This window comes from Sphingomonas sp. (assembly GCF_051962185.1).
Taxonomy (GTDB): Bacteria; Pseudomonadota; Alphaproteobacteria; order Sphingomonadales; family Sphingomonadaceae; genus Sphingomonas.
The window spans coordinates 1-20,774 of the sequence record NZ_JBQCCN010000162.1 but is presented as its reverse complement, the minus strand read 5'-3'; the positions used below and the strand labels follow the sequence as shown (position 1 = coordinate 20,774).

Below are 20,774 nucleotides of genomic sequence, written 5' to 3'. Positions count from 1 at the left end.
CCCGCCGATCTGGTCCGCGCGGAAGTGCTGCTGGCCGGCAAGGACCATTTGCGCGGCGTCTGGATCAACGGCGCCGCATCGCCGCTCGACCGGCATTTCGACTGGGACACCAATTTGCCCTTCTGGGGCACGCTTGCCCCTTATGCCGGCGAGGTCCGGCCGGGGCGCAACAGCGTCTGTGCTTTGGTCGAAGCCGACACGCCCGGCTTCTTCCCGGTCGATGGCGGCGCCTTCGGGGCGCTGATCCGCCTCCATCGCGCCGACGGCAGCGTCAAGCGCCTGGTCAGCGGATCGGCGTGGAAGGTCCGGCCGAACCCACCTACCAATTGGACGGCACTGAACGCCGACACAGCGGGTTGGACTACCGCACAGCCGAGCGGCGCGAACGTCCATAACGATCCCCGGCCACCCGAGCCGGCGATGCAGCTCCGCACCGAATTCGAGACGCGCGGGCCCTTGGTTGCCGCGCGGCTCTATGCGACCGCGCTGGGCGCATATGACGCGCGGATCAACGGCCAGGCGGTGTCGGGTGCGCTGCTCGCGCCCGAAGTCACGGTCGCGCGAGACCACATTCTCTACCAGACCTATGACGTGACCGACCTGATCGCGCCGGGCGCCAATGCGCTCGCCGCGACGGTCGGCGACGGCTGGTATGCGAGCGCGTTCGGCTGGCGGATCGAGCGCTACGGCTTCGGCCCTGCGCCGCGGCGCCTGCTCGCGCAGCTCCGGCTCGATTATGCCGATGGCAGCAACGAATGGATCACCACCGGGCCCGGCTGGAAGATCGCGCCCTCGCCGATCCTCAAGTCGGAAATCTACGACGGCGAGACCTATGACGCGCGGCTGGAACACTCGGGCTGGGATCAGCCAGGTTTCGACGACAGCGATTGGGCGACAGCCAAAATCGGCGAGGCACCGCCCGCTCGGTTGGTCGCGCAGACCTCGCCTGCGCTGAAGGCCACCGGTGCGCGCCGAGCGATCGCGATCAGCGAGCCGCAACCGGGCCGTTATGTCTTCGACTTCGGCCAGAATTTCTCCGGCTGGGTGCGCATTCGCGCGACCGGTCCCGCAGGCACGACGATCACCGCCAAGTTCGCCGAATTGCTCAACCCCGACGGCACCGCCGACCTGTCCAACCTGCGCCTCGCCAAGGCCACCGACAGCTTCACGCTGGCCGGCACTGGCGAAGAGACGCTCGAGCCGCATTTCACCTATCACGGCTTCCGTTATGTCGAGATCGCCGGTTACCCCGGCGTGCCGACCGCGGACGATATCGAGGGCGTAGTCGTCCACAGCGCGTGCCGTGAGACCGGCTCGATGACCTTCGCTGACGCGCCCTTGCTCCAGACGATCTGGCAGAACGCCTTGTGGAGCCAGCGATCCAACTTCTTCTCGGTGCCGACCGATTGCCCTCAGCGCGACGAGCGGATGGGCTGGATGGGCGACATCCAGGTGTTCCTCGACGCCGCCGCGTTCAACATGGAGGTCGATCCCTTCATCCGCCGCTTCCTGCTCGAAGCGCGCGCGGCGCAGCGGCCCGATGGCGCCTATCCGATCGTCGTGCCGCAGCCTTTGTCCTTCCCCGACGTGGTGACGGCGGGGTGGAGCGAAGCGGGCATCATCCTGCCCTGGCAGCTCTGGCAACGCTATGGCGACACCGCGGTGATCGACGAGAATTGGGCGGCGATGGAGGCCTGGATGGCCTTCGTCGCGCGGAGCAATCCCGACCACATCTGGCGCCACGATCGCGGGCTCGATCTCGGCGATTGGCTGTCGGTCGATGCGATCAAGCCCGACGACGAGACCACGCCGCGAGTATTGTGCGCGACGGCCTATTGGGCATGGTCGGCGGCGCTGATGGCCGAGATGGCGGACGCGACCGGCCGGGCCGACGATGCGCGCCGGTATCGCGATCTCCGCGTTGCGATCGGCGAGGCTTTCGCGACCGAGTTCGTCGCGGCTGACGGGACGGCTGGCAATGGCAGTCAGGCGAGCCAGGTACTCGCCCTGTTCATGGATCTGGTCCCCACCGATCGCCGCGACGATGCTGCCGGCGTGCTAGCCGCGGACATCGGCCGGCGCGGCATGAAGCTCTCCACCGGCTTCCTTGGCACGCCCTACATCCTCGACGTGCTCGCGGATACCGGACGGCTGGAGGAAGTCTCCGGCTTGCTGCTGCAGACCGGTTATCCGAGCTGGGGCTATATGCCGGACAAGGGCGCGACCACGATGTGGGAGCGGTGGAACGGCGACACCGGCGACCTGTCGATGAACAGCTACAATCACTATGCGTTCGGCGCGATCGTCGGCTTCTTCTACCGCCGCCTCGCCGGTATCGCGCCCGCCACACCGGGCTTCCGTCGGATCGCCGCGCGGCCCTTGTGGTTGCCGCAAATCGGCCGCGTCTCGGCACGCTATGAGTCACTGGTCGGCCCGATCGAAACAAGCACTGACGGCGACGCCGAACGATTGACGCGGTTCGCGCTGTCGATCCCCGCCAACACCATCGCCGAGGTCGAACTCCCGGCGGGATCATGGCGCGACGGCGGCCAGGAACTCGGCGCGCATCCGGCGATCCGCGCGTTCACCAACGACGGCACGACGATCCGCTTCGAGGTCGGCGCCGGCACCTACGATTTCACGATATAAGCCCTGAGAGGAACTGCCCGTGGCCACGCTTGGACTCATCCACAATTCGCCGGTGCTCGCGCCGATCTTCAACGAGATCGCGGCCCGCGTGATGCCCGACGTCCGGCTGCTCCACTTCGTCGATGAGAGCACGATCAAGAACACGATCGCCGCCGGGCATCTCCAGAAGGCGACGATGCGCCAGGTCATCCGGCTGGTCGGCTCGAGCTTCGACGCGGGCTGCGACGCGGCCTTGGTGACCTGCTCGTCGATCGGTCGCGCGGTCGACATGGCGGCCGAGCTTTATGAGCAGCCGGTGCTGCGGGTCGATCGTGCCATGGCCGAAAAAGCGGTGTCGACCGGCAAGCGGATCGGCGTGGTCGCGACGCTCTCGACCACGCTCGAGCCGACCGCCGAACTCGTCCGCCGTGTCGCCGACGAACAGGGCAAGCAGATCGAGATCGTCGAGCATCTCTGCCAGGGCGCGTTCGACGCCGTGATGGCGGGCGACGGCGCCACCCACGACCGCATCGTCGGCGAAGGCCTGACCGAGGGCATGAAGGGCGTCGACGCGATCGTGCTCGCCCAGGCGTCGATGGCCCGCGTGGTCGCCAGCCTGCCCGAAGGCGCGGTGTCGACGCCGGTCTATTCCAGTCCCGAGCTCGGCATGTTGCATGCACGCGACGTGCTTGCGGGCCTCGGCCGGTGAAGAAGCGCTATGCGGTCGTCGGGCTGCTCGCGCTCCTGTCGATCATCACCTTCATCGACCGCATGGCGATCGCGGTCACCGGGACCTCGATCCAGAAGGATCTGGGCATCGGGCCCGAGCACTGGGGCTGGATTCTCGGCGCCTATGTCATCGCTTATGCGGTGTTCGAGATTCCCTCGGGCGCGATGGGCGACGCGCATGGCTATCGCCGGGAACTGACGCGGATTACGGTCTGGTGGTCGGCGTTCACCGCCGCGACCGCGGTGTGCCGCAATTTTTGGCAATTGTTCGCCGCGCGCTTCCTGTTCGGGCTGGGCGCGGCGGGTGCCTATCCCAATATGTCGGGCGTGCTCTACCGCTGGCTGCCGGCGCGCGAGCGGGCGCGCGGCCAAGGCGTGATCTGGGCGGCGAGCCGCTTCGGCGGCGCGCTCGCGCCGCTGTTGCTGGTGCCGCTCGATCGCCATTTCGGCTGGCAAGCGGTATTCGTCGTGCTCGGCGCGGTCGGGCTGTGCTGGGCGGTCGCCTGGCGCGGCTGGTTCCATGATCGCCCGGCCGAACAGCCGGGCATCAGCGCCGAGGAAGTCGCCGAGATCGGCAGCGACGACGGCGCGGGCCACAAGGGCACGCCGTGGCGGCGCCTCCTTTCTCTGCCCCAGCTCTGGCTCATCGCGCTCGCCTATTTCTTCTATGCGTTCGGTAGCTGGTTCTTCTTCGGTTGGTTTCCGACCTGGATGGTCAAGGGCGCGCATTTCACCGAAGCCGAGATGGGCGTGTACGGCGCGATCCCGTTCCTGCTCGGGGTGGTCGGCAATCTCGCCGGCGGCGTGTTGTGCGACCGGCTGGCGGCGCGGATCGGTATTCGCCGCGCCTATCGTACGATCGCCAGCATCTGCCTGACGCTGACGGCGACCTTGCTCATCGCGATGAGCCTGGCGACCGCCAAGTTCGCCGTTCTGGCGCTTTCCGGCACCGCCTTCATGGTCATGGACCTGATGCTGCCCTCCGCCTGGGCGATGTGCATGGCGATCGGCGGCCGACATGGCGGCACCGCCAGCGGCGTGATGAACACGGCGGGCAATATCGGCGGCTTCGTTTGCGCGGTGGCGTTCGGCCATATCGTCGCGGTGACCGGCAATTACGCGCTACCGTTGCAGGGAGTCGCGGTCATGGTGCTGGTCGCGGCCGGTATCTTCACCTTGATCGATTGCACCAAGGGATTCGATCGCAAGGTCTCGCCCCAAGCCGATCCGATGGCGGCATGATGATGCGCAAGTTCAGCCTCTCGCTTGGTCTGGCGGCGATGCTTGTCACGACTCCGACGCCCTTTGCATTTGCCCGGCCGCAAGCGGCGACCGCGCCGGTTCCGGTCGCCGACCAGCGGCTGTGGCTCGGCTCGGCCTGGTATCCCGAGCAATGGCCCGAAAGCGCCTGGCCCGAAGATTTGCGGCTGATGAAGGGCGCCGGCGCCAACGTCGTCCGCATCGGCGAATATGCCTGGAGCCGGATGGAACCGAGCGAAGGCCAGTATGATTTCGGCTGGCTGGTCCGTGCGGTCCGCCTCGCCGCGAAATACGACATCAAGGTGGTGGTCGGCACCCCCACCGACACGCCGCCCGCCTGGCTGACCGAGAAATATCCCGACACGCTGCAGGTCGACGGCAGCGGCAAAAGGCTGGGCCATGGCGGCCGGCGGCAATTCTCGATCTCGTCGCAACGCTATCGAGTGCTTGCCCGCGACATCGTCACGCGCATGGCGCAGGCGCTGAAGGACGAGCCCAATGTCATCGGCTGGCAGATTGGCAACGAGCCGACCGACGAAAGCTACGATCCCGAGGCGCGCGCCGCCTGGATCGCCTGGCTCAAGCAACGCTATGGCACGCTCGACAAGCTCAACGAGGCGTGGACCACCGCTTATTGGTCGCAGACCTATACCGCCTGGGACCAGGTGCCGTTCAACAACGAGCGCGGCAATCCCGGCTGGATGCTCGAACTCAAGCGTTTCATCACCGAGCAATGGGGCGAGTTCCACCGCAACCAGCGCGACGCCGTTCGTGCGGTGGTGGGGCCGAAGCCGTTCATCACCGTCAATCTCGGCGGGCTCGGCTGGGCGGATCGCTTCGACCGCTACGCGATCACCCGCGACCTCGATCTCGCCTCGTGGGACGATTACGTCGGCACCGGGCATCTCAAGCCCTATCGCAACGGCGCGACGCACGACCTGGTGCGCGGCTGGAAGCGGCGCAATTTCTGGGTGATGGAGACGCAGCCGGGTTTCGTGAACTGGGCGCCGGTCAGCAACATCCTCTATCCCGGCGAAACGCGCGCAATGGCGTGGCAGGCGGTCGGGCATGGCGCCGACGCCGTGCTCTATTGGCAATGGCGCAATGCGCTCAACGGCCAGGAGACGATGCACGGGTCGGTCGTCGGGCCCGACGGCAAGCCGCTGCCGATCTATCCCGAGATCCAGGCGATCGGTCGCGACTTCGCCAAGGCATCGCCGGTGCTGGCCGGGACCAGCCCGGTGTCGCCGGTCGCGCTGCTGCAGGATTATCCGAGCCGCTGGGCGATCGACTTCCAGCTTCACCATCGCGATTACGACCAGATCGAGGTGCTGCTCGATTACTACCGGCCGCTCAAGGATGCGCTGGGCGCGGTCGATATCGTCGCGGCGGATGGCGCGCCGCTCGATGGCTATAAATTGGTCGTGGCGCCGAGCCTGAACGTCATCACGGACGCGATGGCGAAACGTTTGGCCGATTATGTCCGCGCCGGTGGGCACCTGATCCTGGGGCCGCGCTCGGGCATGAAGGACGGCTACGACCGGCTCCAGCCGCAGCGTCAGCCGGGGCCGCTCGCCGAGTTGCTGGGCGGCCGCGTCGAGCAATTCTATGCGCTCGACGAGAAGATCGCGGTGGGGGATGGCACCGCGTCGATCTGGGCGGAACAATTGACGCCGACCGCGCCCGATACGCGGGTCATGCTGACCTATGGCAAGGCCAATGGCTGGCTCGACGGCAAGCCCGCGGTGATCACCCGCAAGGTCGGCAAGGGCAGCATCACCTATGTCGGGGCGCTGATCGACGACCATGTCATGGACGAGTTGATCGGCGACGCGATGCGCGATGCCGGCGTGGTGCGCGACTTCGCGGTGCCGGCCGATGTCGAACTGATGACGCGCCGGGGCCAGGGGAAATCGATCGTGATCCTGATCAACCATGGCCGCGAGAGCCGCACGGTGGCATTGCCGGAGGCGATGACGGATGTGTTGGCGGGTGGCCGGGTTCGGTCGGTGACGTTGGGCGCGCAGGGTGTGGCGGTGCTGTCGCGGGCGATGCGATAACGACCTCGATCCTCCCCGTTTACGGGGAGGGGGACCAAGACGCACAGCGGCTTGGTGGAGGGGGAGCGCCCCAGGCGATGTAGATGAGGAGGACCCCCTCCACCGCTCGCTACGCGAGCGGTTCCCCTCCCCGTAAACGGGGAGGATTTAAAAGCCCTATCCCCCGCGCCTGACCGCCTCGAAGAATTCGTCCCCGCCCATCTGGCCGCCCTTGAGCACCAGTTCCAGGCCATCGATCGCGGGATCGGCGGCGTGCGCGCGGACCAGCGGCGCGCCGCGTTCGATCGGCGCGGCCCAGGTCAAGGCGTCGATTCCTAACTGCGCGACACCATGGCTCGAGGTGTCGCCGCCGGCGAACAGCACGCGCGAGAGACCGGCCTCGCGGATCGCGGCACCCGCGACCCGGCCGAGCGCCGCGCCCAGCCGATCGCCGGCCGCGGGCGCGGTGCTCCCCAGCGGTCCTTCCGCCGAATGGACCATCGCGCGGCCGCCCTGCCCCAGCGCGTCGCTCGCCGCGCGGATCAGCCGTTCCTCTTCCGCCGTTTCGCCGCGCAGCAAGGCGTCGACATCGGCTCGGACACCGACATAATCGTCGCTCGCCGCCTGCGCGATCTGCCGCGCGGTCACCGGCGAGCAGCTTCCGCTCACCACCAGCAACCGATCGACTTCCGCCGCGCGGACGTCGTTCGCCGCACCGGTGACGATCCCGGCCGCGCGCCATGCCAGCACCAGCGCGCGCGTGACGCCCGAACTGCCCACCGCGAATCCCACTTTGCGACCGAGCAAAACGGCGCCGGTCGCGGCGAGGTCGTCCATCGACAGACCGTCAAACAGCACGCCGTCAGCGTCGCTCGCCTCGGCGAAGGCGGCATCGGCTTCGTCGGCATGGATACGGTCGATCGGCACCAGCGCGATCCGCGCTTCGGTCTGCGCAGCGAGATGGCGAATCAGATCCGCCTCATGCATCGGCGTGACCGGATGGCGCGACATGGTCGGATGACGGTCGATGCGGAACACCTCCGCGCCCGCCGCGGCAAAGAGATTACCGAAGGCGACGTAACGGCGCAGATGCGGCGCGCCGACGACGATCGCCGCCGGGCCGCCGAACGCGGCGACGCCGAGATCGAGCGCGCGGCCGATCGAGCCGGTGTGCGGGCTGGAATCGAACGTCGAACAGGTCTTGTAATGAACGATCGCCGCATTGCCCAAGCTCGCGAACGCGCGCGGCAGGTTGCCGTCCATCCATTCGGGCGAGCGGCTGCGGCTGTCGCCGGCCAGGCCGATCGCGCGCGCTTCGGGAAAGCGCGCCCGCAACGCCGCGTCCGGCTCGCGCAGGAAGAGAACCGCCGGCACCCCGCCCTCCGCGCATTGCTCGAGGACGTCGGTCGATCCGGTGAAATCGTCGCCGTAGAAAGCGTAGAGCGGCGTCACCCGCCGAATGCCCCCAGCGCCGCCGCCAGTTCGGGCGCGTCACGCGCGGCGTCGGCGACCGGCACGCCGGCGACCGCCGCTTCCCACGCCTGGCGCAGTGCACGGACGCCGGCCGCCGGGCCGCCCGGATGCGCCATGATCCCGCCGCCCGCCGCGAACATGCAATCGACCGAGCCGAGCGCCGCGAAGGTCGGCGCGGCTTGCCTGGCCGACTGGCCCGACGAGAAGACCGGCATGATCTCGCACCCCGGATGCGGCGGGTCGAACATCGGCGTCAGGCATTCGCGCGCCGAGGCGATGACGCTCTCGTTGCTCTCGCAGAACTTGTTGTCGATGCCGTTGACATGGGTGTGGTCGATGCCCGCGAGGCGCCACAGTTTCTGGAAGGCGATATAGCTCATCCCGATCGCCGGCGAGCGGCCCAGCATTCCCCAGCCGTTGCGATGGCCGTGGATCGGCAATTGCGCATGGGCACGCAATACCTTCATCGCCGGCAAGCCGATCGAGTTCATGCTTGCCATGACGCAGGTGCCGCCCTCGGCGACCACATGGTCGTGCCGCGCCAACATCTCGTCGATCTCGCCCGTCAGGTTCGCCGCGTACATGACCTTCTTGCCGGTGCGATCGGCATAGTCGTTGATCACGCGCATCACCGCCGAGACGCGCGCGTCGAACGGGCAATGCGGGCCGTCGGCCTGGAGCTCGTCGTCCTTGACGAAATCGATCCCCGCCTCGACCAGCGAGCGAACCTGCTCGGCCGTCGCTTCGGGCGAGAGACCGACGCTCGGCTTGATGATCGTGCCGATGATCGGGCGGTCATAGACCCCCGCCAGGTCGCGCGTACCGGCGACGCCGAATTGTGGTCCCTGATAGCGGCTGAGGAACTCGGGCGGCAGCGTCAGGTCGATCAGCCGCAATCCCGAAAAGGCCTTGAGCTCGCTCAGGTTGCCGTTGACCGTCGCCAGCAGATTGGGGAGCGACAGCCCCATGTTCGACACCGGCCAGGACAGCTTGACCCGCGCCGCACGGCGCGTGGCATCGCCCGACTTGGGCAATCCCGATCCCGGCAGCGACGGCGCCACGACCTCGCCCAGTTCGACCAATTCCTCGACCCGCGCGGCATGCGCCTCGCGCAGTTCGTCGGTCTCGCCGGGGACGCGGACGAAGGTGCCGGTCGATTGCTCGCCCGCCATCGTCTCCGCCGCCTGCTGCAGCGGGAAAGCGGTCTCGATCCAATAGGTTGCGGTAATCCGTGGTTCGGTCATCACGCGGTCTTGAAGTAAGTGTTGTAGCGCTCGGTATCGACGTTGAAATAGGGCACGAACACCAGGTCGCGACCGTCGACCTGCGTACGATAGGACTGGTTCTGACCCGGCATCGGCTGAAGCGCGCCGGGCAAGGCGATCGCCTGATCGCCGATTCCCGTCCACGGATTGAGGCCCACGTACATGACCGCGCCGCGCATGACCGCCGCCAGGTTCGGATTCTGGTCGTCGATAGGCAAGGTGCGGAGCGGCTGCGGGATGGTCAGTTCGACCACGTCGCCGGCCTTCCACGTCCGGCTGACCGTCGCCAGCGTGCCCGGCGTGACGGCCTGCGCCGCGCCGTTGACCTTGAGCGTCGCGTTCCTGGTCCAGGCGGGAATACGCAGCTTCATCGCGAAGCGGCCATTGCCCGGCTTGCGCACGGTCAGGCGGATATGGTCGCTGGCCGGATAGTCGGTCTCCTGCACCACTTCGACCGCGCCGCCGGGACGGTCCCAGCGGACTTCGGAGCCGGCGTACATGTTGACCATCAAGGCATTGTCGTCGTGGAAATAGAGGCCCTGGACATAGTCGGCGACGCCCTGGACCAGCGTCCCTGAGCAGCACGGCCATTTCTTCTGGTAATAGAGTTTTTCGGCGTCGCTGCCGTAGTTCGAATAGTAGGGATAATCGCCGTCGCTGTCGGGCAGCCGCGTCGCCAGCATCGTGTTGTAGAGCGTGCGCTCGAGACCATCGCCATAGATCGGCGCGCCGGTGAAGCGGGTCAGGTAGCGCGCCAGCTTCATGTCGGCGAAGCTGCCGCACGGCGTCTCGAAATGCGCTTTGGAGGACTTGAGGCTGGCGGCGAGCTTGCCCTGGTGGAGCGGCACGAACTGCTCCTCCGGCCCCCAACCGCCGCTGGCGAACCGCTGCGGCTCCATGAAGGTCCAGGCATTCTCCAGCGCCTTGCGATATTTGGGATCGCCGAGATGGAGATAGGCCTGGCCGCCCGAACTCAGCGCGATCGTATGGCTATAAGCATGTTTGGTCGGCAGCACGTCCTGGCCCGCCGCGAGCGGATCAAACCATTCCTTGTTGAGCAGGTAATGGACCGCCATCGCCCGGTATTTGTCGTCGCCGGTGATGTCGGCGACGTGGAATAGATTCTCCGGCAGGACATAGGTCTCGTCATAGGGCGGATCGACCTTGCCGACGCGGTCGCGCGAGACCGGCGAGATGTACGGCGCGCATTTGTCGATGATCATCGGCAGCAGCGTCTTGGCCTGCTCGACTCCGCTCAGCCGATAGGCATCGACCAAGGCGACGACGTATTTGTCCATGACATAGGCGGCCCACTGCTCCTGCGCCTTGGGGCCGGCATAGGGATTCTTGGCCGCGACCATCGCCTTGCCGAAACCGTCGACCAGCGCCGCGACCTTGGCATGCGCGGCCTTGTCGCCGGTCGTCGCGCCGATCCGCGCGAGACCCGAAACGTACTGTCCGAACGCGAGGCCCGGCACGAAGCCGTCGGCATCGTACCAGCCGCCCATGTCGGGGCCCGGCGCCGGCAGGCCGGCATTCTGGCGGAAGACCTTGAGCAGGCGGTCATTGTCGAGCGCCAGATAATGCGACGCGATATGGTCGTAATGCTGCTTCATCCGACCGCCGGTCAGGCGGACCGCGCCATAGGGAAATTCGTGGACGACTTCCTGTCCGCGCAGCGCCGACGCCCCGGCGGCGAACGCCATCGGCGAGGAAGCGAGCGCCCCGGCCGCGGTCGCGCAGGCGGCGCAGTGAAACAACTCGCGACGCGAAACTCCGGCCTTTTCCAAGCCCTTCATGCCAATCCTCTCATCTCCGACGGCACCGCTCCGGCGGTGCCCCTCCGCATGTCATTTCCTGATATAATAATATCAATTAACCTGCAAGGACTCGGATGAGGTTTGGCGCCGTCAGCCGGACGGGCGCCGCTTGCGCTGGCCGCTGGCGTTCTGCAGCCGGACGAGGCCGTGCTTGATGATATCGCGCATCGCCTGGGCCGCCGCCGCGCCGTCCCCCGCCTCGATCGCGTCGACAATCCGCGCGTGGCCCTGGACGCTTTCCTCATGGACATCGGCCTCGCGCGCCGGCGAGCTCAGGCGGAACGAGGCGAGCAAGGCGGTTTCGATCACCGCGGCCAGCGACCGCATCAACACATTGCCCGAGGCGAAGCCGACCGATTTGTGGAAATCGAGGTCGGCATCGGCGAAATCGCTCGCGCTGCCGGGCGCGTCCGCCATCCGCGCCACGCAGGCGCGCATGGCGGCGATGTCGGCGGGCGTCGCCTGCTCGGCGGCGGCCTCTGCGGCGGCGGGCTCGATCGCCAGGCGGATCGCGGCGAGATCTCGCAGGAACGCGACATCGAATCCCTGGCTGACTTTCCACGCCAGGATGTCGGCGTCGAAGAAATTCCAGTGCGTACTGTCGAGCACCATCGTCCCGACCCGCGTCCGCGACACGATCAGTCCTTTGGCCGTCAGCGTCTTGAATGCCTCTCGCAGCACCGTGCGCGAGACGCCGAACCGACCGAGCATCTCGGCCTCGGACGGCAATTTGCTCCCCGGTGGGAAGGTTCCCGCCAGGATGTCGCCGCCGATCGAGCGTGCCACCTGGTCCGCGTTCGACAACGTCGCGTCGGCGAACTTGCTGAAATTGGGCCGCGACAACATCCTATTCGATCTCCTCCGATCGCCCGCCCCCGGAAATCCGATCGGGTTCGCCAATAATATGACATAAGAGGCGGCGCGTGCCACGCGCAAGCGCGTTCACCTTGGACCGTTCGGTCGCGGGGTTCGAGAGTCGCGCGCGATCACCTATTTCACCTCGACCTCGTCGGCGAACACGATCCGCACCGGGCCGAGCAGGCCGGAATCGACCAACGGCTCGTCTTTGTCGAAGAAGGTCCAGGTCGAGAAGGTCACGCGACCGCCGGGCGGCTTGGGACGCCCTTCCTTGTACCAATCGGGCAAAGCGGTGATCTTGCGCGTCATGATCGGCACCTTCTTGCCGTCGGGGCCGACGCGTTCGCCGATCGCCCAGTCGCCATCGACATATTTGCCCTCTTCGGGAAGCGCGGCGTCAGCGATCATGCGATTGACCCAAAGGTCGCTGACCGCGACCGAGATGCTGTTGCGGCCGGCATGGACGGCGTCGGTGATGTCGACGCGATAGGGCGCCTTCCACACAACGCCGAGATCCTTGCCATTGACCGTCACGCCCGCCAGCACTTCGACCCGGCCGAGGTCGAGATAGACATGCCGCCCCTTGCGCAGCGCGGCGGCCGGAACCTCGATATCGCGCCGATAGGTGGCGGTTCCGGAGAAATGGCGAATGCCGGCATCGGCATTGCGGCTCAGCGATTGCAATTGCGGCAGCATCGCCTTGTCGGGCGCGCCGCGGCTGGGCTGGAAGCGCACGGTCCAGGCGCCGTTCACCGCGATCGGATCAGGCACCTTGGCGTCGAAAGCCGCGCCCTTGTCGGTCGTATAGCGCCCGCTCTTCCAGACCAGCGCGCTCAATCCGGCGCCCTCGCGCCGGTCGAGCGTCACCGGCGACGCGTCGGTCACCGGCGCGGGCGGGCCCTTGGCCGCCTCGGCCGCGATCTCGGCAGGAGTCAGCGCGCGCGGCACGGTGACGAGCGGCGTGGAATTGCCCTCGAAGAAATAGGTCACGCCGCTGGGCGCCGGCGCGTCGCTGCCCCCGGCGAATACCGTGCGGCCGCTGCGCAGCCCGGTCTTGACCAGCTTGCCGTCGAGATAGAGGCTCGGCGTCCCTCGGTCGTAGACCAGGGCGACATGCGTCCAGCCCGACACCGGGGTGCGGCTGACCAGGACCGCCGGGACCTCGTCCGGCGAGACTCGCTCGATCACCATCGCGCCGTTGCGGCCCAGCGCGAGCCCGGCGACCGCCGTCCCCTCGCCGTGCAGGTCGCGGCCCGACCGCGCGTTGATCAGATAATTCTTGCCGGTCTCGTTGATCCGTCCGTCCACCTTCTCGTCGGGCATCACGCGCAGGTCGATATCGGGTTTCGCCCAGAGCGACAGCGTGAAGCTGTTCGACGGCGCGGAGACGGGCGTCGCCGTTTCGCCGAGGCCCGCCACCCGCACGCCGTCGCGCGCGATCCACCTCACGCCCGGCGCGGCCGCCGGCGCAGGGTCGAGCATGACGAAGGTCGATCCTCCCGGCGACAAGGAGAAGGTTACTTCGGTGCTGTCGCGCCCGCTGTCGAACAACGCGGGATGGCTGACCTTGCCGGTCTCCGCATCCCAGAGCGAGGGAACCGCCCGGCCGACGCGGAAAGTGCAGGTCACGGTTTCGGCGCGACGCTGGCGGTTTGCGACGAAATACAGGTCGCTGCCGGTCAGACGGCGGTGCAGCCAGACCACCTGCCCGTCGGGCGTCGCCGTGCGGCATTGCGCATCGGGCGCGACCTTCAGGGCGTCGAGCGCCGCGGCGATCCCGCCGCCACTGAATACGGCCCCCTTGCCGACCGTGCGGGGCGCCGCACCGGCATTGTCGCCCCACACGGCATCCGTCGCGGCGCGGAAAGCGGCGTCGTCCTGCGCCTTGCCGGCAAGCGTCAGCGAGCGCGACGGCTTGGGGCCCAGGATCGTCGCGCCCTGCTCGACCAGTTCGCGGATGCGGGCGGCGAGCGTCGGTGTCATCGCCGACAGCGTCGCCGGCAGCACCAGCAGCCGATAGCTCGCGCCGTCGGGCAGGACGATGCGCCCGTCCTCTACCCTGGCGCGGGTCAGCAGCACCTCGGCATTGACCAGGTCGTAGCTATAGCCCGGCGGCATTTGCGGGTCGAAATATTGCCCGATCTTGGGGTTGCTGTCGGGCGAGACGTCGGGACGGACATATTCGGCCTGGTTGGGGCTCTCCTCCCCGACGAAGAACAGCACGTCGGCGACATAATGCCCCTGGCGCAGCAGATACTGGCTGCGGGCGAGATATTGCATCCACGGCTTGGCTTGCGCGAACCAGGTGTTCGACCGCTCGAGATTGATCCCCCACGGCCCCATCGTCATGCCGGGCACCGCATTGGGATCGGGCTGATGCGCGTAGCGGTGGAAATAGATCTGGTTGACGCCCTGGGCGAACATCTGATCGCCCAACAACTTCATCGCATAGGGATAGTCTTCCCAGCGGCTGGTCTCGGCCTCGCCGGTGAAGGATTCGGCGGCAACGATCGGCTTGCCGTAAATGTGCGCGGCCGAGGACACCATCTTGACCGTGCGATTGTCCGTCCAGGGAGTGCGCGTCCAGAATTCGGTCATCGGCACCGTGGCGCGGCCCGAGATCTGCAGTTCGTCGAACGGCCCGGGGCCATAGCCCTCGACATGCAGGCGCAAGCCCGCCGCGGTCGCGTCCTGTTGCAGCCGGCCGTAATAATTGTCGGCCATCAGGTCGGCGAGCGTGCGGCGGAAATCGAACAGGAAGCGGTTCGAGGTATCGAGATCGCCGACGATGCGCCCGGTCAGCGCCGGCAGATAGGGTAGCAGCGAATAGCCGTTGCGCTTGGCGAAATCGGCCGGCAGCGCGCTCGTCCAATTCTGCAGCCCGGCTTCGTAGCTATCGATCTCGAGCCGGTCGAACGTCTTGCCGGCGAGCGGCCCCGACGCCTTGACCAGCCGGTCGACGCTGCTCTTGAACTGGAAATCGACCGCGCCGGCGTCGAACTTGTCCACTTCCAGCCCGCGCCCCGAATCCGAGGCGGAGACGTTGAGATGGGCGGTCGTGGTGTGACCGAAGCGGAGCAGGGTCCAGCGCCCCTTGGGCGGGGTCCAGTGCAACATGCCCGATCCGTCGAGCTTCGCGGACAGGTCGATCACCTTGGCCGGGTCGATCGCGTACCGCGCTTGCAGATCGGTCGGATATTTCTCGACGGCCGGCAACATCTTGAACAGATGCTCGCCCTTGTACGCCCAATCCTCGATCCGCGGCGTCGCGTAGAACAATGCCTCGGCGATTTTCATTTTGGCGTTGGGCGTGACGCGGAAATAGCGCGCGGTGACGGCGGGGACATTGATGCTGCCGGGCGCCTCGATCCCGCGCTCCTTCTGCGCGGGCGAAGAGACTTGGGCGACCTTGGTCCAATGCTGGCCGTCGTCCGACGCGTCGATCGCCGCGCCGAACGCCTTGGCGTCGATATCGCCGTAGAGCGTGACTGCCTGAGCGTTGAACGGCGCCTTCATCTCGATGACCAGTGGCGCATCGGGGGCGATGTCGACCGAGGTGTGGAGATCGCGATCGGTCAACGTACCGGCCGGCACCGGGGCGGCCGCGCGCATCGAGGCGATGCGGTCGCGATAGGCACTTTCGTCGCCGTCGCTCGCCGGGAAAGCGAGCAAGGCGGCATCGCGATAATAGCCGAGCTTGGTGAACGGCTGCGGCAGCTTGACCGTCAGCGGCTTGCCGCCGTCGACCGTGGTTTCAGTCCAGACGATCTGCTGCATCGAGCGGTCGGGCGTGACCCACGGCCCGCCCGACGACGACCAGCCGGGCGCGTTGTGCAACCCGACCTTGAGTCCCAGCGCCTGCGCTCGGGTCATCATATGGGTCATCAGGTCGAGCCATTGCGGGCTCAGATAGTCGACCGGGCCCTTGGGTACGTCGCTCGACCCGTCGAACATCATCACCCCGCCCAGCCCGGCATCGCGCATCGCGGCGAGATCGGCGTCGAGCCCCTCGCGGGTGACGTTGCCGTTCATCCAGAAATAGAGCGTGTCGGGCCGGCTGTCGGCGGGGGGATTGCGGAAGGTCTCGGGGGTCGGCGCCGCGCTCGGCGCGCTGGGCGTGTCCTGCGCCATCGCGGCGGTCGCCATCGCCGCCAGCGCACAGCCCGCCACCCATCGACCCACACGCGCCATGCTTCCATCCTCCCGGGTCGCCGCTGCCGGCGGCCGCGGTGGTTGAGTGCATAAATATCATATAAGCATATTAATTGCGCAACCCCATTACTTCGCTAAGGATGGGCCATCACGAATCAAGACAACGATCGAGGAGCGGATGGCGCGAGGCGGAATCATGGCTGTGGTCGCGGCCGCGCTGACCGTGTCGGCGCCCCTGGCGGCCGCCCTGCCCCAAGCACCGACTTCCTTTCCAGAGCGCGCCACGGCCTTTGCCGACCGACCGGCGATCGCGGTCGGGGTCGCCTGGTATCCCGAGCAATGGCCCGAGGCGCGCTGGAGTACCGATCTCGCGATGATGAAGGCGACCGGGTTCAACACCGTGCGGATCGCCGAATTCGCCTGGAGCCGGATGGAACCCGAGGAGGGGAAGTTCGACTTCGCCTGGCTCGACCGCGCGATTGCCGCCGCCCGGAGTCATGGCATGATGGTGGTGCTGGGCACCCCGACCGCCGCCCCGCCCGCCTGGCTCACCCAGAAATATCCCGACGTCCTGCGCGTCGATGAGGTCGGTACTCGTGCCGGTCATGGCGGGCGCCGGCAATTCTCCTTCGCCAGCAAGCGCTATCGCGATTTCTGCCGGATCATCGCGACCGAGATGGCCAAGCGTTATGGCCATAATCCCGCGGTGGTCGGGTGGCAGATCGACAACGAGATCGGCCCGCCCTCGTTCGACCCCGAGGCGGTCGTCGCCTGGCATGCTTTCCTGAAGGCGCGTTACGGGACAATCGACGAGCTCAACCGGCGCTGGGCGACCGAATATTGGAGCCAGCATTACAACGATTTCGGCCAGGTCCCGCTGCATGCCACCGGCCAGCAGAACCCCGGGCTGCTGCTCGATTTCAAGCATTTCGCCACCGCGACCTGGATCGATTATGTCCAGAACCAGGTACAGGCGATCCGCCCGCTGATCGACCCGCGCATGTTCGTGACGACCAACACGATGTTCTGGAACGCCGGCTTCGACCATTTCCAGATGCATCGCGGCTTGGATATTGCCGCGTGGGACAATTACATCCCCGACGGCCGGCCCGATTGGGTGGCGAACGGCGCCAATCACGATCTCGTCCATGGCTACAAGCAGCGCAATTTCTGGCTGATGGAGACGCAGCCTGGCCGCGTCGACTGGGTGCCGATCAACCGGGCGCTCGATCCCGGGCAGGTACGCGAGATGGCCTGGCAGGCGGTCGCGCATGGCGCCGATGCGGTGCTCTATTGGCAATGGCGCCCGGCGGCGAACGGACAGGAAACCTATCACGGCGCGGTGCTGGGGCAGGATGGCGAGTTCAATCCGATCCAACCCGAGATCGCGCGCACCGCCGGCGAATTGACCAAGGCCGCGCCGCTGCTCGCCGACACCGAGCCGGTCGCGCATGTGGCGATGATCTTTTCCTACGACAGCCGCTGGGCGATCGACCTGCAGCGCCACAATCGCGACTTCGACCCGGTCAAGGCGTTCACCGAATTCTATCGCCCGCTCCGCGTCCAGTCGCAGGGCGTCGCTATCCTGCCGGTCGACGCCGATCTGTCGCGTTATCCGCTGGTGGTCGCGCCCGATCTCAACGTTCTGACCGAAGCTCAGGCGCAATTGCTGGAGCGCTATGTGCGCGGGGGCGGCCATCTCGTGCTGGGCCCGCGCTCGGGCATGAAGGACGATACCGACGCGCTGTGGCCGCAACGCCAGCCGGGCCCGCTGGCCGACCTGCTCGGCGCCAAGGTCGCGCAATATTATGCGCTCGACCAGGGTGTCGGGATCACCGGCGGCATCGAGGGCAAGGCGACGATCTGGGCCGAGGCGCTGGTGCCCGACGCTAGCGACGTTCGCACCATCGCGACCTATCGCGACGCCGGCGGCTGGCTCGACGGCAAGGCGGCGATCGTCAGCCGCAAGGTCGGGCGCGGCAGCATCACTTATGTCGGCGCCTGGCTCGACACCGCGACCATGGCCAAGCTGGCAAGCAACCTGCTCGCCGACGCCGGTGTGTCGCCGATCGTCCGCGACGCCGATCCCGACCTCGAAATCGCCGAGCGCGCCGGCGCGGGCAAGCGCCTGCTGATCGTCATCAACCACGGCACGGTGCCGCATTCCTTCGCGCCGCCCGCCGGTGCGTCGCCGGCCGGCGGCGACTGGACGGACGGCCGGATCGCCGCGCATGGTGTGGCCTGGTTCACTCTCGCGCGCGGAGATCGCCCATGAAGCGTCACTATCTCGCTCTCCCTCTGTTCGGCCTGTGCCTGGTCGGCGCCGCCGCCACCGCGCCGCAACATTGGGTGCCGGGCTGGTCGGCGCCGCCGATCGGCTACGAGCCGAAGATCAAGGAAGCGCTCGGCCGTCCCTTCCATGACGAGACGGTGCGACAGGAAGTGCGCGCAGGCATCGCCGGGCAAACGCTGCGGGTGCGATTCAGCAACGAACTCGCCGACATGCCGATGCGGATCGGTGCGGCGACGATCATGCGGCTCGATGCGGACGGCAAGCCGGTCGCCGGTAGCGTCCGTCCGCTGACGTTCTCCAAAGCGACCGATACGCTGGTGCCAGCGCATGCGCCGATGCTGTCGGACCCGATCGCCTTTCCGGTCACCGCCGGCGAGCGGCTGGCGGTGACGGTCTATTTCCCGGATGAGGTCGCGCCGCCCGCGCACGCCCAGATGGTCGACGTCGCGGCGGGCAACGTCACCGGTTTGGTCGATCTCCCCAGCCCGACCCATGCTCGCGCCTCGGGGGTGGTCAGCGGGCTCGAGGTCGCAGGCACCGCTGCGACCCGCGTGCTCGTCACCTTCGGCGATTCGATCACCGAAGGCGCCGGCGCGTCGCGGGCGATGAGCTGGCCCGACCAGCTCGGCCGCCTGCTCGCTGCGAGTGCGGGCGGGCGCTGCTGGGCGATCGCCAACGAGGGGATCAGCGGCAACCGATTGTTGAGCCAGGGACGCGGGCCGAACGCGCTGTCGCGCTTCGACCGCGACGTGTTGTCGGTGCCGGGCGCGACGCATGTCGTGATCCTCGAGGGCATCAACGACATCGGCAAGGTAAAGGACCCGGCCAAGGACTGGCAGCCGCCCGCCGCCAGCCTGATCGCCGCGTACGAGCAGATGCTGGCGCGGGCCAAGGCGCGCGGGCTGAAGGTGATCATCGGGACGCTGCTGCCTTATGAAGGCGCGGCCTATGCCGATGCCGCCGGCGAGCAGCGGCGCGAGACGGTCAACGCCTGGATCCGCGCCAATGCGAAGCGCTTCGACGGGGTGATCGATTTCGACATCGCCATGCGCGAGCCCGGCAAGCCGACGGTGATGCGGTTGGCGGAGCAGATCGGGGACCATCTCCATCCGAACGATGCGGGTTATGCGACCATGGCGAAAACCGCGTTGCCGGTGATCATGGCGCAGGGGTGCCGGTAGCGGCCGGCTCCTGACGAAACCCTTCTCCCTTCGTCATCCCGGGCTTGTCCCGGGATCCGCCGTGCCGCGAGTCATGCCCTTCGTAACGGAAACTATGATGGGCGGCACGGCAGACCCCGGCACAAGGCCGGGGGTGACGGTTAGGTATTGAGGCGCGGTTTAGGCTGCCTCGAACCGGTAACGGCCCGAACCCACCGCCAGCACCGTCTGTCCGCCGCGCTCGACCGCAGCCGTGATCCCGACCGAGCGCAAAACCGGCGCTTCACCCTCGCGCAACCCCGATCGCCCAACCGGCAACCGCACCGTCGCCGTAGCCCCTGCGGGCACGTCGATTTCGAATCGCGTCTTCCCGCCCTCGCGTGACCACGCGCTCCGGATCGGCCCGAGCACCGAGTCATACCCCACCGCGACCCGCTCCAACCCCGGCACCAATTGCGGCGCCACCGTGATCGGCGGCACCCCGGCCTGCCAGAAATCGAGCTTGATCCCGCCCAGCCCCGAATACAGCCAGCCGAGCGCATGGCCGAGCATGAAGTGGTTCTGCGACCCGCCTTGCGCCGGATCCCAATTCTCGGTCAGCGCGGTCGCCCCGGCCATGATCTGCGCGCCGTAGCTCGGCGGATCGGTGCGCGAGAGCATCGCGTGGAGGACGTTCGACCGGCCATGCTCGCCGAGCGCGCGCACGACGTAATGGAAGCCGATATCGCCGGCGCTGACATGATCCTCACGCGCGCGGATGTTCGCGACCAGCGCGTCGAGCACGCGCCCCTCCTGCCCCGCCGGCACCATGCCGAGCGCGAGCGGCATCGCGTTGGCGGTTTGGCTGCCGGTATCGTAACTGCCTTTGTCGACATGGAAGAATGCGGTGTTGAACGCGGCCTTCACGCTTGCCGCGCGGCGGGCGTAATCGGCGACTTCAGCCGCCGGGCGACCGAGACGGCGCGCGATGTCCACCAGGCAGGTCAGCATCTGGTAGTAGGTGGCCGTGGCGGTCACCCCCATCGACGTGAGCTGGTTGCGTTTGCCGGGCTCACGCGGCGCGAGATCGAGCCAATCGCCGAGACCGTAGTCCACCA

12 protein-coding genes are annotated in these 20,774 nt (G+C 67.4%); 6 read left to right on the top strand and 6 right to left on the bottom strand.

Annotation, left to right across the window (positions count from 1 at the left end; genetic code table 11):
- The 4 genes from ACTHJR_RS10045 to ACTHJR_RS10030 form a co-directional block, all read left to right on the top strand.
- Positions 1–2,649: family 78 glycoside hydrolase catalytic domain (locus ACTHJR_RS10045; RefSeq protein WP_440523021.1), on the top strand; the 2,649-nt coding region annotated here is incomplete at its 5' end.
- Between the two features lie 19 nt (positions 2,650–2,668).
- Positions 2,669–3,337 carry an aspartate/glutamate racemase family protein gene (locus tag ACTHJR_RS10040; RefSeq protein WP_440523020.1) on the top strand — a complete coding sequence of 223 codons (669 nt, stop codon included), beginning with the start codon at positions 2,669–2,671 and terminating at the stop codon, positions 3,335–3,337.
- Positions 3,334–4,599 carry an MFS transporter gene (locus tag ACTHJR_RS10035; RefSeq protein WP_440523019.1) on the top strand — a complete coding sequence of 422 codons (1,266 nt, stop codon included), beginning with the start codon at positions 3,334–3,336 and terminating at the stop codon, positions 4,597–4,599. Before ACTHJR_RS10040 ends, ACTHJR_RS10035 begins: the two co-directional genes overlap by 4 nt.
- Positions 4,596–6,677 carry a beta-galactosidase gene (locus tag ACTHJR_RS10030; RefSeq protein WP_440523018.1) on the top strand — a complete coding sequence of 694 codons (2,082 nt, stop codon included), beginning with the start codon at positions 4,596–4,598 and terminating at the stop codon, positions 6,675–6,677. The genes ACTHJR_RS10035 and ACTHJR_RS10030 overlap by 4 nt, the downstream gene beginning before the upstream one ends.
- Positions 6,678–6,833: 156 nt before the next feature.
- Here ACTHJR_RS10030 and ACTHJR_RS10025 read toward each other — a convergent pair whose 3' ends face one another.
- The 5 genes from ACTHJR_RS10025 to ACTHJR_RS10005 form a co-directional block, all read right to left on the bottom strand.
- Positions 6,834–8,108, bottom strand: coding sequence for a four-carbon acid sugar kinase family protein (locus tag ACTHJR_RS10025; RefSeq protein ID WP_440523017.1), 1,275 nt, complete (start codon positions 8,106–8,108; stop codon positions 6,834–6,836).
- Positions 8,105–9,373, bottom strand: a complete 1,269-nt coding sequence (locus ACTHJR_RS10020; RefSeq protein WP_440523016.1) for a ribulose-bisphosphate carboxylase large subunit family protein — start codon at positions 9,371–9,373, stop codon at positions 8,105–8,107. The genes ACTHJR_RS10025 and ACTHJR_RS10020 overlap by 4 nt, the downstream gene beginning before the upstream one ends.
- The gene (locus tag ACTHJR_RS10015) at positions 9,373–11,193 is read right to left on the bottom strand and encodes a beta-L-arabinofuranosidase domain-containing protein (RefSeq protein ID WP_440523015.1); all 1,821 of its coding nucleotides are present in this window, start codon (positions 11,191–11,193) and stop codon (positions 9,373–9,375) included. The genes ACTHJR_RS10020 and ACTHJR_RS10015 overlap by 1 nt, the downstream gene beginning before the upstream one ends.
- 111 nt (positions 11,194–11,304) lie before the next feature.
- Positions 11,305–12,060, bottom strand: coding sequence for a FadR/GntR family transcriptional regulator (locus tag ACTHJR_RS10010; RefSeq protein WP_440523014.1), 756 nt, complete (start codon positions 12,058–12,060; stop codon positions 11,305–11,307).
- Between the two features lie 144 nt (positions 12,061–12,204).
- Positions 12,205–16,263 (bottom strand): glycosyl hydrolase, encoded by a 4,059-nt coding sequence (locus ACTHJR_RS10005; RefSeq protein WP_440523013.1) that lies wholly within the window; start codon positions 16,261–16,263, stop codon positions 12,205–12,207.
- A gap of 157 nt (positions 16,264–16,420) precedes the next feature.
- On the opposite strand from ACTHJR_RS10005, the gene ACTHJR_RS10000 reads away from it, so the two are divergent.
- Together ACTHJR_RS10000 and ACTHJR_RS09995 are read left to right on the top strand one after the other, a co-directional pair.
- Complete coding sequence (locus tag ACTHJR_RS10000) at positions 16,421–18,499, top strand: beta-galactosidase (protein WP_440523012.1); 2,079 nt, start codon at positions 16,421–16,423, stop codon at positions 18,497–18,499.
- Positions 18,496–19,698: an SGNH/GDSL hydrolase family protein gene (locus ACTHJR_RS09995; RefSeq protein WP_440523011.1), complete on the top strand. Its 1,203-nt coding sequence runs from the start codon at positions 18,496–18,498 to the stop codon at positions 19,696–19,698. Before ACTHJR_RS10000 ends, ACTHJR_RS09995 begins: the two co-directional genes overlap by 4 nt.
- Positions 19,699–19,857: 159 nt before the next feature.
- On the opposite strand, the gene ACTHJR_RS09990 is transcribed toward ACTHJR_RS09995, so the two are convergent.
- A partial coding sequence (locus ACTHJR_RS09990) for an alpha-L-rhamnosidase-related protein (RefSeq protein ID WP_440523009.1) occupies positions 19,858–20,774 on the bottom strand: 917 nt, incomplete at its 5' end.